The organism is Paraburkholderia diazotrophica, assembly GCF_038900755.1.
GTDB classification, from domain to species: Bacteria; Pseudomonadota; Gammaproteobacteria; order Burkholderiales; family Burkholderiaceae; genus Paraburkholderia; species Paraburkholderia diazotrophica_A.
This window is the reverse complement of record NZ_JBBPEN010000010.1, coordinates 135,345-147,941: the sequence shown is the minus strand read 5'-3', so window position 1 is coordinate 147,941 and position 12,597 is coordinate 135,345. Positions and strand designations below refer to the sequence as shown.

General features: G+C 63.4%; 14 protein-coding genes. 7 read left to right on the top strand and 7 right to left on the bottom strand.

Features of this window, described 5'->3' with window-relative positions; all coding sequences use genetic code 11:
* Positions 1-6 precede the first annotated feature (6 nt).
* On the bottom strand, positions 7-849 hold the full coding sequence (locus tag AABE10_RS27655) for a MoxR family ATPase (protein ID WP_342936394.1): 843 nt from the start codon (positions 847-849) through the stop codon (positions 7-9).
* Positions 850-1,355: 506 nt separating this feature from the next.
* On the opposite strand from AABE10_RS27655, the gene AABE10_RS27650 reads away from it, so the two are divergent.
* Both AABE10_RS27650 and AABE10_RS27645 read left to right on the top strand, forming a co-directional pair.
* A complete protein-coding gene (locus tag AABE10_RS27650) occupies positions 1,356-1,724 on the top strand; it encodes a cytochrome c (RefSeq protein ID WP_342936393.1) in 369 nt (122 codons plus the stop codon).
* 109 nt (positions 1,725-1,833) lie between these two features.
* A complete protein-coding gene (locus tag AABE10_RS27645) occupies positions 1,834-2,220 on the top strand; it encodes a c-type cytochrome (RefSeq protein WP_342936392.1) in 387 nt (128 codons plus the stop codon).
* A 129-nt stretch (positions 2,221-2,349) separates the two neighbouring features.
* On the opposite strand, the gene AABE10_RS27640 is transcribed toward AABE10_RS27645, so the two are convergent.
* The 3 genes from AABE10_RS27640 to rsxB form a co-directional block, all read right to left on the bottom strand.
* The gene (locus AABE10_RS27640; protein WP_428983397.1) at positions 2,350-2,784 is read right to left on the bottom strand and encodes a DUF1841 family protein; all 435 of its coding nucleotides are present in this window, start codon (positions 2,782-2,784) and stop codon (positions 2,350-2,352) included.
* 205 nt (positions 2,785-2,989) lie between these two features.
* The gene (nth, locus tag AABE10_RS27635) at positions 2,990-3,634 is read right to left on the bottom strand and encodes an endonuclease III (protein ID WP_342936390.1); all 645 of its coding nucleotides are present in this window, start codon (positions 3,632-3,634) and stop codon (positions 2,990-2,992) included.
* 9 nt (positions 3,635-3,643) lie between these two features.
* Positions 3,644-4,540, bottom strand: a complete 897-nt coding sequence (gene rsxB / locus AABE10_RS27630) for an electron transport complex subunit RsxB (RefSeq protein ID WP_342936389.1) — start codon at positions 4,538-4,540, stop codon at positions 3,644-3,646.
* Between the two features lie 410 nt (positions 4,541-4,950).
* Here rsxB and AABE10_RS27625 point away from each other — a divergent pair, with 410 nt between their 5' ends.
* Positions 4,951-5,583 carry a TetR/AcrR family transcriptional regulator gene (locus tag AABE10_RS27625; RefSeq protein ID WP_342936388.1) on the top strand — a complete coding sequence of 211 codons (633 nt, stop codon included), beginning with the start codon at positions 4,951-4,953 and terminating at the stop codon, positions 5,581-5,583.
* Between the two features lie 89 nt (positions 5,584-5,672).
* On the opposite strand, the gene AABE10_RS27620 is transcribed toward AABE10_RS27625, so the two are convergent.
* Positions 5,673-6,953, bottom strand: coding sequence for a polyhydroxyalkanoate depolymerase (locus AABE10_RS27620; protein WP_342936387.1), 1,281 nt, complete (start codon positions 6,951-6,953; stop codon positions 5,673-5,675).
* 230 nt (positions 6,954-7,183) lie between these two features.
* Complete coding sequence (locus tag AABE10_RS27615; protein WP_342936386.1) at positions 7,184-9,355, bottom strand: glycoside hydrolase family 15 protein; 2,172 nt, start codon at positions 9,353-9,355, stop codon at positions 7,184-7,186.
* A 253-nt stretch (positions 9,356-9,608) separates the two neighbouring features.
* Here AABE10_RS27615 and AABE10_RS27610 point away from each other — a divergent pair, with 253 nt between their 5' ends.
* Positions 9,609-9,854: a hypothetical protein gene (locus AABE10_RS27610; protein WP_342936385.1), complete on the top strand. Its 246-nt coding sequence runs from the start codon at positions 9,609-9,611 to the stop codon at positions 9,852-9,854.
* Between the two features lie 219 nt (positions 9,855-10,073).
* Here AABE10_RS27610 and AABE10_RS27605 read toward each other — a convergent pair whose 3' ends face one another.
* Complete coding sequence (locus tag AABE10_RS27605; protein WP_342936384.1) at positions 10,074-10,229, bottom strand: DUF3096 domain-containing protein; 156 nt, start codon at positions 10,227-10,229, stop codon at positions 10,074-10,076.
* Between the two features lie 262 nt (positions 10,230-10,491).
* On the opposite strand from AABE10_RS27605, the gene AABE10_RS27600 reads away from it, so the two are divergent.
* From AABE10_RS27600 to AABE10_RS27590, 3 genes are all read left to right on the top strand, one after another.
* Positions 10,492-11,793 carry a lactonase family protein gene (locus AABE10_RS27600; RefSeq protein WP_428983396.1) on the top strand — a complete coding sequence of 434 codons (1,302 nt, stop codon included), beginning with the start codon at positions 10,492-10,494 and terminating at the stop codon, positions 11,791-11,793.
* Positions 11,794-11,891: 98 nt separating this feature from the next.
* Positions 11,892-12,065, top strand: a complete 174-nt coding sequence (locus AABE10_RS27595) for a hypothetical protein (protein ID WP_342936382.1) — start codon at positions 11,892-11,894, stop codon at positions 12,063-12,065.
* The gene (locus AABE10_RS27590) at positions 12,019-12,564 is read left to right on the top strand and encodes an antimicrobial peptide resistance and lipid A acylation PagP (protein ID WP_342936381.1); all 546 of its coding nucleotides are present in this window, start codon (positions 12,019-12,021) and stop codon (positions 12,562-12,564) included. The genes AABE10_RS27595 and AABE10_RS27590 overlap by 47 nt, the downstream gene beginning before the upstream one ends.
* Positions 12,565-12,597: the final 33 nt, after the last annotated feature.

Genomic DNA, 12,597 nt, shown 5'->3' with positions numbered 1-12,597 from the left:
GGTCAATCAGCGATTGTTGCGGTTCATGAACACGAGCCGCTCGAAGAGGCTCACGTCCTGCTCGTTCTTCAGCAGCGCTCCGTGCAGCGGCGGCACGATCTGCTTCTGGTCCTTCGAGCGCAGCGCTTCGGGCGGAATGTCTTCGGCAAGCAGCAGCTTCAGCCAGTCGAGCAGTTCGGACGTCGACGGCTTCTTTTTGAGGCCCGACACGTTGCGCAGCTCGAAGAAGCTTTCCATCGCGGCGCGCAGCAGATCCTGCTTGATGCCGGGATAGTGGACTTCGACGATCTGCTGCATCGTCGCGGGATCGGGGAACTTGATGTAGTGGAAGAAACAGCGGCGCAGAAACGCGTCAGGCAACTCCTTCTCGTTGTTCGACGTGATGATGACGAGCGGCCGGTGCTTCGCCTTCACCAGTTCGCGCGTCTCGTACACGTAGAACTCCATGCGGTCGAGCTCGCGCAGCAGGTCGTTCGGAAACTCGATGTCGGCCTTGTCGATTTCGTCGATCAGCAACACCGCCTGCTGGTCCGAGTCGAACGCCTGCCACAGCACGCCCTTGACGATGTAGTTGCGGATGTCCTTCACGCGCTCGTCGCCGAGCTGCGAATCGCGCAGACGCGAGACGGCGTCGTATTCGTACAGGCCCTGTTGCGCCTTCGTCGTGGACTTGATATGCCACTGCAGAAGCGGCATGCCAAGGGCCGCCGCGACTTCCTCCGCGAGCATGGTCTTGCCCGTGCCCGGCTCGCCCTTGATGAGCAGCGGCCGCTTGAGCGTCATCGCGGCATTGACCGCGAGCTTGAGATCGTCGGTGGCGACGTATTGCGATGAGCCTTCGAAACGCATGACTGGACGCCCGTTCGGGAAAAATTCCAGTATAAGTCAGAAGCCCTGTTGTGCTGAATCGCGCTCCAGTATGGTGTCAGCCGCGTCGCACGGTGCGCAGGGCGCGTGCCCGGACGCTCGGGCGATGCCGCGGAAGGTGCCGTGCACGGGGTCATGCGCGGTTCGGCATAGTGCCCGAAAAAGCGGCAGATGTGTGGTCGGGGCACGCGTGGATTGGCGGGTGGACCCGTCGTGCAGCCTGCGTGGGTCGTCCATTCAGCCTGCGGCAATGTGACGCGCCCCGGCATGGGTCGAATGCGCTAGGCGCCTGACGCGCGCGCTGCGCGCCGCTCGCTGCGGCGCTTTCGCGGCAAAGGGCGCGGGCTCCCGTCAGGTGGACGCCCGGCGCGGCGTCGCGGTACAATTGGGCCGATTTTTTTGGCCTGCGTGGCAACCCGACAAGTAAAACGGTGCAGGCCGTTGCCTTTACGGGCGCCCGTTTCCCCTCAAGCCAGGTTAGAAGAGCTATGAACAAATTCGTCGGCAAACATGTCGTGATCGCAGCGATGTCGGTGCTCGCGGGCTTAGCGTCAACTGTGCAGGCAGCGGATATCGTCGGCAATGCCAAGGCGGGCCAGGGCAAGGTCGCGATGTGTATCGGCTGTCACGGTATTCCTGACTATCGTACGGCGTACCCCGAGGTGTACCGGGTGCCGATGCTGGGCGGCCAGAATCAGACCTACCTCGAAAACGCGCTGCACGAGTACAAGAAGGGCGATCGCCATTTCGAAACGATGCACGCCGTCGCGACGTCGCTGTCCGATCAGGACATCGCCGACATCGCCGCGTACTACGCGTCGCAGACTTCCTCTTCGAAGAACAATCCCGACAAGTGATCATCGTCCCGACCAAGGCGGCTTACTGGTCGTCCGGTTCGCGGGTCGCAATCAGATTGCATCGGACGGAAGCAAGCGCCAAAGCGCCCCCGTCGACACAGGAGAATTCATGAAGAAGCACCCACACGCACTTCATACGGTGGTCAAGACGGCTTGCGCGACGCTCGCGCTGGCCGGTTTCGTCGTCGCTTCGAATGCGGCGCACGCGGCGGATGCCGGCAACGGCAAGGTGCTCGCGGAGAGCCACAACTGCGCCGCCTGCCACGGCCCGAATCTGAACAAGCCGGTGAGCCCCGAATATCCGAAGCTCGCGGGCCAGCATGCCGACTACATCTACTGGGCGCTGCGCCAGTATCAGATGGGCACCGGCAATCCGCATCTCGGCCGCAACAACGCGATCATGCAGGCGCAGGTGCAAAGCCTCTCGCAGGGCGACATGAAAGACCTCGCGGCCTACATCGAATCGCTGAATGGCGATCTCGTGCAGAAGAAGTAACCCGCACGCTATCCGCTGACGGCTCACGACAAACACCCCGCATGCGCGGGGTGTTTGCTTTGGTGCGACTGACGTCGGACGCGACCGATGCAACCGATGCGACCGACGCGGCGCGTGCGCCTCAGGCGCTTAATCGCGCGACGCGCGGCGCTCGATGCGCTGCAGATAGGCGTCCGTATCGGGCGGCGTGTTCGTGCGCTGCGCTTCCCAGATCGTTTCGCCGAGACATTCCATGATCGCGTGCTGCGCGTCGTGCGTCGAGCCGAGGCGGGCGGCGAGGCGGTCGTGCGCGGCGCGGATGCCGGGCGGCTGATCGATCGACAGCTGCTCGCTGATGGCGAGATGCATCGACAGATGCAGGAACGGATTGGTCTGTCCGCGCTCGGGCGAATAGTCCTGAGCCGATGCGGCGTCGGGGTCGGCGAGCTCGGCGTGATATTCGGGGTGCTCGACCATCCAGTCGGCGGCGATGGCTTCGAGCGGCGTCAGGATTTCACCCGCGCGCTGCTTGCGCCAGGTGTCGGTGAAAAAACGGCGGACTTCGTCGCGGCTGGGATTGAACATCGATGGACTTCGGGCGGTAAGTGCGAGTGGAGCCGAATGCGGCGCGGCGCGCATTGCAGCCCGTCGACGACGGGCTACGCGCGCGAGCGCTCATTTTACGCCGCGACCGTGCGGCCCGCTGACGGGCGGCTCGGCGAGCAGGGCCGTGCGCGGTTGCGGCGAAATACGCCCGCTGCGGATACGAGAGGGGTGCGAAAGCGAACGCCTAAAGATCGGGCGGCGGCGTCTTCTGCTTGAACTCGCACAGCGGCTCGATCACGCAATGCCAGCACTCCGGCCGGCGCGCCTTGCACACATAACGCCCATGCAGGATCAGCCAATGATGCGCGTCGTGGCTGAACTCCGCTGGCGTGAACTTTTCCAGCGCGAGTTCGACGGCGCGCACGTCCTTGCCGGGCGCAAGCCCCGTTCGATTGGCAACCCGAAAGATGTGCGTATCGACGGCGATCGTCGCATGACCGAACGCCGTATTCAGAATGACGTTCGCCGTTTTGCGGCCGACGCCCGGCAGGCTCTCCAGCGCTTCGCGATCCTCCGGCACTTCGCCGCCGAACTGCTCGAGCAGGATGCGGCACGTCGCGATCACGTTCTTCGCTTTCGTGCGATAGAGGCCGATCGCCTTGATGTAATCGGCGACGCCTTCCTCGCCCAGGTCGAGCACCTTCTGCGGCGTGTTGGCAACGGGAAACATCCGGCGCATCGCCTTGTTCACCGATACGTCCGTTGCTTGCGCGGACAACATCACGGCAATCAGCAACTCGAACGGCGTCGAGTATTCGAGCTCCGTCGTCGGATGCGGATTCAGGCTCTGAAGCGTCTCGTAGATCGCGCGTCGTTTGTTCGCATTCATTCGGCGAGGTCAGGGCTTTTCAGGTTGATCGTTGTCTGGGTTGGGCGCTGGTTCGGCATCGTCCCGCACGATGCCAAGCCGCCGACGACGCGCTTCAGCTTCATCGATCTGCGCCTGCGTTTCGGCGCTCACGTTCGTCGTGTTCTGCGGCCCCAGGCCTTGCGCTGCGTTTTCTTCCTTCTTCTTGCGCGCGCGTTCGAGCGCGGCCTGGATGATCGCGCGTTTTTTCGCTTCGGCGTTGTCGGCGGGAGCGCTTGCGGGTGTTGGCGTGGCCGCGGCTGCCGTCGACGTAGCCGGCGCTTCTGTTGGCCGCGAGCCAACGGTAGGCGCTGGCGATTCGGTGGCAGCCGCTGCACTCGACGCGCGTCGTGCCGCAGCGCGCGCTTCGGCTGCATTGCGTTCGGCGACGACGCGCGCCTGGCGACGGTCGTGGCGCGCGCGCGCCGCGTCGGCCTGTTGCTGCGTCCACGCGTCCCAGCCCGTCTTGTCGCCCGTGACGGGAATCATCGCGATGCAATCGACGGGACAGGGCGGCACGCACAGGTCGCAGCCCGTGCACAGTTCGGCGACCATCGTGTGCATCTGCTTCGGCGCCCCGACGATGGCATCGACGGGACACGCCTGCATGCACAGCGTGCAGCCGATGCACAGGTTCTCGTCGATGAATGCGACAGGGCGCGGGCGCTCGACGCCGTTCTCGGGATTGATGGGGATCACCGGCTTGCCGAGCAATGCGGCAAGCCGCGCGACGCCTTCGGCGCCGCCTGGCGGGCACTGGTTGTAGTTCGCTTTGCCGTCCGCGATTGCTTCGGCGTAAGCGCGGCAGTCCGGATAGCTGCACTTCGTGCACTGCGTCTGCGGCAGTAAATCTTCGATGCGGTCGGCGAGTGTTTGGGAATGTGTCACGGTCAGGACGCGGGGACTTCGTGGGGCTTGCTATTGCCGGTTGCTCGCATTGCTGTCATGCGCGCTCCGATGGGTGCGGCATCAACGGTGCGGCCGAATTCAGCTCAAAAACTCGCGCTTAAATTCAGACAATGCGAGAGCATAGATCGTGCGCAAACCGCATTAGTGTTCTCAATAATGTTCTCAAAATTGAGAGCGTCGCGGCGAGAGCAATCGGCAATCGGTCAAAAGCGCATTATCGCCGATTTCCCCAGTTGTTATTACTGAAGCATGTGCCATAATCAAATCGCTTTTTAGTATGACCGCAGGAGGGTGTCCCACCAACCAGCCCGCGCAGCGCCGCCGTTGCAAGGCCATGCAAGAGGACGGCGGGCGATCCGGATAACGCGGCTCACAAAGCACATGCCACCATGAATCAGCCGAAAATCAAAAGAGATCCTGAAGGCACCCGTCGCCGCATTCTGCTCGCGGCGGCCGAGGAGTTTGCGAATGGTGGGTTGTTCGGCGCGCGCGTCGACCAGATTGCCCGCCGCGCGGAGACCAATGAACGCATGCTGTACTACTACTTCGGTAGCAAGGAGCAGCTATTCACGGCAGTCCTCGAGCACGCATTCAGCGCGCTCACGGAAGCAGAGCGCACATTGGACCTTGCGGGCGTCGCCCCTGTCGAAGCCGTGACGCGTCTCGCGCATTTCGTGTGGGACTACTATCGCGACCATCCCGAACTGCTGAGACTCGTGAACAACGAGAATCTGCACGAGGCGCGTTATATGCAGAAGTCCACGCGCATCCGCGAAATGATCTCGCCGATCGTCGCCACGCTGGGCTCGATTCTTGAGCGCGGACAGCGCGCGGGGCTCTTTCGCACCAACGTCGATCCGCTGCGCTTTTATGTGACGCTCTCGGGCATGGGCTACTACATCGTGTCGAACCGCTTCACGCTCGAAGCGACGCTCGGCCGCGACTTCAGCGCCGCCGGCGAGCGCAGTGAAGTCATTCAACTGAATACCGAGATCCTGCTCGCGTATCTGATGCGACGTTAAGGTTCCGTCCCAACGAAAAACGGCCTCGTGAGAGGCCGTTTTGCTATCTGCCGGCATTCCGCCAATCAGAATGCCGGTGAACCGTCGCGTCAGGCTTCGACGTGCTCTTCCGTCTTGCGCGCGCTCTTGGCGCCGTGCTCGAGGATGAAGTCGCGCAACTGCGGATAGATGATCGTGCGCCAGCGGCGGCCCGAGAAAATGCCGTAGTGACCGCATTTTTCCGCCGTGAAGTGGCGGCGGTTCTTCTCGGGAATGCCGGTGCACAGGTCGTGCGCGGCGCGCGTCTGGCCGTCGCCGGAAATGTCGTCGAGCTCGCCTTCGATCGTGAAGAGAGCCGTCTTCTTGATGTCCTGCGGACGCACCGGCTCGCCGTCCACGACCCACGTGCCTTCGGCAAGACGGAACTCCTGGAACACGACTCGGATCGTCTGCAGATAGTACTCGGCGGCCATATCGAGCACCGCGTTGTATTCGTCGTAGAAACGGCGGTGTGCTTCGGCATCTTCTTCGTCGCCGCGCAGAAGACTCTGATAGAAGTCCCAGTGCGACGCCGCGTGACGTTCCGGATTCATCGCGACAAAACCGGTGTGCTGCAGAAAGCCCGGGTACACCTTGCGGCCGAAGCCCGGATAGTTCGAAGGCACGTTATAGATCACGTTGTTCTCGAACCATTCATACGAATGCTGCGTCGCGAGCGAATTGACGGATGTGGGACTCTTTCGGGCGTCGATCGGGCCGCCCATCATCGTCATCGTGCGCGGCGTGTCTTCGCCGCGGCTTGCCATCAGCGAAATGGCGGCGAGCACGGGCACCGTCGGCTGGCACACCGAGATCACGTGCAGGTTCTTCGCGCCGATGTGGCGAATGAATTCCTGGATGTACGCGATGTAGGTGTCCAGATCGAACGAGCCGTCTTCGAGCGGCACCATGCGCGCATCGATCCAGTCCGTGATGTACACCTTGTGGTCCTGCAGCAGCGTGCGCACGGTGTCGCGCAGCAGCGTCGAATGGTGGCCCGACAGCGGCGCGCACACCAGCACGACGGGCTCTTCCTTCAGTTGCGTGACGGCGTCGCTGTCGTCGGAATAGCGCTTGAAGCGCAACAGGCGGCAGAACGGCTTTTCGACGATTGTCTGCTCGACGATGGGAATGTTGCGGCCGTCCTTGACGATCTGATGCAGATTGAACTCTGGCTTTTCGTAATCCTTGCCGAGGCGGTACAGCAGCTCGTAGCCGGCGGACAGGCGGGTGGCGCCTGGCACATAGGCGAACGGGCTGGCCGGATTCGCAAACGATTTCGAAGCAGCCTGAGCCCAGGCGGTAAGCGGGCTGAGGAGTGCCCGCTGGAATTCGTGAAATTGGTAGAGCATGGGGGCTCCGGCGTTGAGCGGTTCGCGCACGGCAGCGTGTTTTGGAGCGCGGCGACGAGGCGGGCCGTTTTTGGTTACGTTGGAATTTGTTAGTGGCGAATGGCGACGATTATCGGCCGTCTGCTTCATTCGATGATATAGAAGGCATACGATTTGTGCAACGCAACAACAGTTCGTTAACGCACGTATCGGATGTCATATCCACGTCATCGTCAAAGGGCGTGTTTTCTTTAGGCGACAGGTGACGATTCAATGTCAGCATCTGGCGTGCCAGCGGGGCCTTCCCGGCCTTGTCCGTCGTGCGGCGGCTGACCCGCCGCGCTCGCCATCCCCTGTTCATGCTTCATCAGGTTGAGCCCCGTATGAACGAGGGCCACATGGGAAAACCCCTGTGGGAAATTACCGACAAGCCGTCCGGAAACCGGATCGTATTCCTCCGCGAGCAGTCCGACGTCGTTGGCGAGCGCCAGCAGCCGCTCGTACATCTCGCGCGCCTGTTCGACGCGCCCCTGTAACGACAGGTTGTCGACCATCCAGAAGCTGCAGGCGAGAAACGTCCCTTCGCCGGGCGGCAGGCCGTCGTCGACTTCCGTCGTGCGGTAGCGCAGCACGAGGCCGTCGTGCACCAGACGCTTTTCGATCGCGTCGACGGTGCCCACGACGCGCGGGTCCGACGGCGGCAGAAAGCCGAGCAGCGGCATCAGCAGCACACTCGCGTCGAGGGCGTCGCCGCCGTAGGTCTGCGTGAATGCGTTGAGTTCCGCGTTCCAGCTCTTCGCGCAGACATCCGCGTGAATGCGCGCGCGCGTCGCGCGCCAGTGGTCGAGCGGCGCGGGCAGGTCGAACGCTTCCGCCGATTTGATCGCGCGATCGAACGCGACCCACGCCATCACTTTCGAGAACGTGAACTGCTGACGGCCGCCGCGTGTTTCCCAGATGCCTTCGTCGGGCTCTTCCCAGATCGTTTCGAGGTGCTTGAGCATCGCGCACTGCACGTTCCACGCGGTCTCGTCGGCCTGCAAGCCGCCGACGCGCGCCAGATGCAGCGCGTTCATCACTTCGCCATACACGTCGAGCTGCAACTGGCCGACAGCGTTGTTGCCCACGCGTACGGGCTTCGAGCCTTCATAGCCCGGCAGCCAGTCGAGTTCGAACTCCGGCAGCCGGCGTTCGCCAGCAAGGCCGTACATGATCTGCAACTGCTCGGGCGAGCCCGCCATCACGCGGCCCAGCCACGAGCGCCAGGCGCGCGCTTCGTCGTAGTAGCCGCCGCGCATCATCGCGAGCAGCGTGATGGTCGCGTCGCGCAGCCAGCAGTAGCGGTAGTCCCAGTTGCGCGAGCCGCCCATCCGCTCGGGCAGCGACGTCGTCGGCGCGGCGACGATGCCGCCCGTCGGCTCGTAGGCGAGCGCCTTGAGCGTCAGCAGCGAGCGGCGGATCGCGGACGCGTATTTGCCCTCGACGGTGCCGCGCGCGGCCCATTCGAGCCAGTAGTTCTCGGTGCGGGCGAGCGCCGAATGCGGATCGTGCGCGGGCGGGATGCGCAGATGCGACTGCGAATACGTGAGCGAGAACGGCACGCGCTCGCCTTCGGAGACTGTGAACTCGGCGACCGTCTTCATGTTCTCGCCGCGCAGATCGACGGGCGTGCGCAGCGCGACGGTGTCAGGGCCCGCGATCGCCTTGATGCCGCTGTCGTGCGTGAGACGGCTGACCCACGGAATCGAAAAGCCGTAGTCGAAGCGCAGCACGAGTTCCATGCGCATCTTCACGGTGCCGCGCTTGCCGACGACGATGCGGATCATCTCCGACCAGCCGTTGCCGGGCGGCATGAAATCGATCAGCGTGACGGCGCCCTCCGGTGTCTCGAAGTCGGTTTCGAGGATCAGCGTTTCGCCGCGATAACGGCGGCGCGTCGAGCGCGCGTAGCCGGGCTGGCGCGCCGTGCTGTCGCCGCCCTGGTGCTTGTCGTGAGTGCGTTGCGCTGCGTCGTTCGTGCGTTTTTCCGCTGCCTTCGTGCGGGCTGTGCCGCCCTCGCTTCCGGCTGCCCGCGAGGGAGGTTTTCCGGCTTGTCTCGGGACGGGCTTTTCGTCGGGCTTCGGCTCTGCGCTCGCGTCCGATGTTGCGCAGTCCGATTCTTCTTCGTGCTCTTGCGCGGCGGCATGCGCATCGTCGCGGGCGGAATCGGCGGAATCGGCGGAATCGGAAGATTCGGCGGCATCCGTGTCGGCTGCCGGCGCGATCAGCCAGCGGCCGTTGTCGTCGGTGCCGAGCAGGGCGGCGAAGCACGCGCCCGAATCGAAACGCGGCCAGCAAAGCCAGTCGACGGAGCCATCGCGGGAAACCAGCGCGGCCGTATGGCCGTCGCCGATGAGTGCATAGTCTTCGATACGTGCAGGCATGATAAGGCGGTCCATAGCGGTCCGTCAGCGTGTAATAAATACGCTCCCGCACAGCGCCGGACGGTGCGCGAGCGTCGTTGTTACCTGACTCGCGCGATGCGTTTTGGTTCGTACACCAGCGAGCAATTCGAGTATTGGCAATCTGCGTATTGGCTGCTTACAATCGATTCGAACATGACTTCTGACGAATCGCAGCCCACCGGCGCCAGTGTTGCGGCACGCAGCACAGTGCCGATTTCGAGGAAACAAAGCCATGCTGAACCCGTCGAAATCCGACTGCATCACCATTCTCTCCGCCGCGAGTGAACTGCCTGACGACTCGCTCCTGCCACTCGACTTCCACACGCTCGGCCTCACTCGCAACGGGATGGAAACGGCCGCGGCATTTCTGATCGAACGCGCCTGCTTCAAACGCCATAGCGAATCCGACGGTCATTATGCCGTCGGCGGGCTGTCATTGCAGGGCCGCTGGCGCCTCGACCAGCTTTCGAACGGTTGACGCACGGCAGCGCCTGCCGCGCTGACGCGAATGACATGCAACACGCATCCGGACCGCGCAACAGGCGGTCCGTGTGTCGACACGCGTGTCGATGCGCTACGGTATCTTTCGATACCGCGCGTTTCCAGCGCCGCATGCGTTCGGCCTCACGCAACCTCGCCATGCGAATCGAATCGAATCGAAGCAAAGCGCTCAGCATGAGCGGCCTTCACGCACGCGTCAGAAGTGCACGGTGCCGCTGACGCCGAACAGCCCGATCAGGCCGATGATGATCAGATACAGCGCGACGATGTAGTTGAGCAGACGCGGCACGATCAGGATCAGAATGCCGGCGATCAGCGCGACGAGCGGGCCAAGGGTGACATGGATGTTCATGGCGACTCCTTTGTTGGACTTGACTGCTGTGAGCGACAACCTGCGCGTGCCCGCGTGACTGTGCGATCGCGAGCAACGCTTCTATACTTGCCCCAACTACAACATCGACGACCAGCCCTCGTCACGAGGGCGCGCAGCGCGACGGCCGCCGTCGCCATGCAACCGTCACAATAACTGCACGATATCGGCACGCTTCGATCGAGCCGCGCGGCAGACCAGCGACACGCAGAATCCGAATAACCTGTCTCGCCAGGAGGTCGTCATGCAGCGTCGTACACGAGGAGTAGCGTGTGCCGTGCCACAGTCTTTCAATTGCCGGGTTTCCCCTCGTTCGGCCGGCTCTCGCTCCCGCCCCGCACTACGTTCGATGATAAGAGGATTGACACTCATGGTATCGATTGCCTCGCTTTCCTCGCTTGCCGGTACGCAGGCCTTCGCGCAAGGCACGGCTGCCGCGCCCGCCGACGGCGTCTACGATCTGATCGTCGGCACCTATACCGGTCCGAAGAGCGAGGGCATCTACGTCTACCGATTCGATACGAAGTCGGGCGACGCGACGCAGGTATCGTCGATCAAGACCGACAACCCATCGTATGTGATCGCGACGCGCGATGGCCGCCATGTCTACTCCGTCAACGAGCAGCCCGGCGACAACGGTCCCGCGACGCAGCGCGGCGGCATCAGCGCGTTCGCATTCGACGCGAAGAGCGGACAGCTGACGTTCCTGAACCGCGTATCGTCGGATGGCAACGATCCGTGCTATCTGAGCATCTCGCCCGACGGCAAGTATCTGACGACGGCCAACTACTCCGTTGCCGCGAACCCGGGCGGCAGCTTCGCGGTCTTTCCGCTGCAGGCGGACGGGCAGGTGGGCGCGTCCGTGCTGACCGTGCATCACGAGGGCGGCGGTCCCGTGAAGGGGCGCCAGGACAACGCGCACGTGCATTCGACCGTGTTCTCGCCCGACGGCAAGTATCTGTTCGCGCAGGATCTCGGCACCGACAAGCTCTATTCGTACCGCTATACGCCCGACGGCAGCCGTGGCCTGTTCGGACCGACCGAGAAGCGCTATACCGACGTGAAGGCGGGCTCCGGTCCGCGGCACCTTGTGTTCAGCGCGGACGGCAACTACGCGTATCTGACGAGCGAGCTGGCCGCAACCGTCACCGTGTTCCGCTACGACGACGGCAAGCTCACGCAGCTGCAAGTCGTGCCGATGACGAAGCCAGGCTTCAAGGGGGAGGTCGGCGCGGCCGCGATCCATCTGTCGCCGGACGGGCGCTTTCTTTACGCGAGCAACCGGGGCGACGCGAACGAAATCGTCATCTACGCTGTCGATCCCTCTAACGGCCATATCCGCGAGGTGGGCCGTCAGTCGACGCTCGGCAAGGCGCCGCGCGAGTTCTCGATCGACCCGACGGGGCAATGGCTGATCGTGGGCAACCAGAACAGCGACACGGCCTATGTGTTCCGCCGCGATCAGCAAAGCGGCCTGCTGGAAGCGAATCCGAAACGGATCGATCTGGGATCGCCTGTCGACTTCAAGTGGGTGTCGCCGTCCTGATTGCGTCCTGATTGCTGCGACCTGAGCGATCCTGACGGGGCCGCCGGCATGTCGCCGGTCGCAATCGTCGTCATCGGTTGTCATCGGTTGTGCTGCCGGTGGGCACGAACAACAGCGGAACGCACGATGAGAACGACGCTAACCAGGACGAGGACAAAGACAAGGCCGAGGCCGAGGACCAGGACAAAGACGAGGGCAAGCGCCGCGTTCATCGCAGCGGGCGCGGTGTGCGGCGCGTGCAGCGGGTGCCTCAGCACGCCCGCATTCGCTGACACAAGCTGCAGCTATTCGACGGAATGGCTCGCGGGCGCCTGCCGGCGCATCGAGCGCGTCGCGAAACAGGGCACGTGGGATCTGTACCTGACGGGCTACGGCTGGCACATCAACGGCTATACGGAAGAGGAGCGCAAGTCGCTCAATGCGCAGTCATGGGGCGGCGGCGCGGGCAAGCACTTCACCGACGAAAACGGCAACGAGGACATCCTGTTCGCGTTCGTGTTCCTCGATTCGCACGAGAACCCGGAGCCGATCGGCGGCTGGGCGAGACAGTGGTACACGAAGCCGGTGGCGGGCGGGCTGTCGCTGGGCGGCGGCTATTTCGCGGGCTTCACGGCGCGCGAAGACGTCGCGCATTACCTGCCGGTTCCGCTCGTGTTGCCCGTCGGCTCGATCCGCTATCGCAAGGCGTCCGTGATGGGCACGTTCATTCCGAGCATCCCCGGCGTCAACAAGGGCGATGTCGCGTTCTTCTGGGGCCGCTACGAGTTCTGATGTGGCGCTTGCGATTGCTCCGAAAGCAGCGGC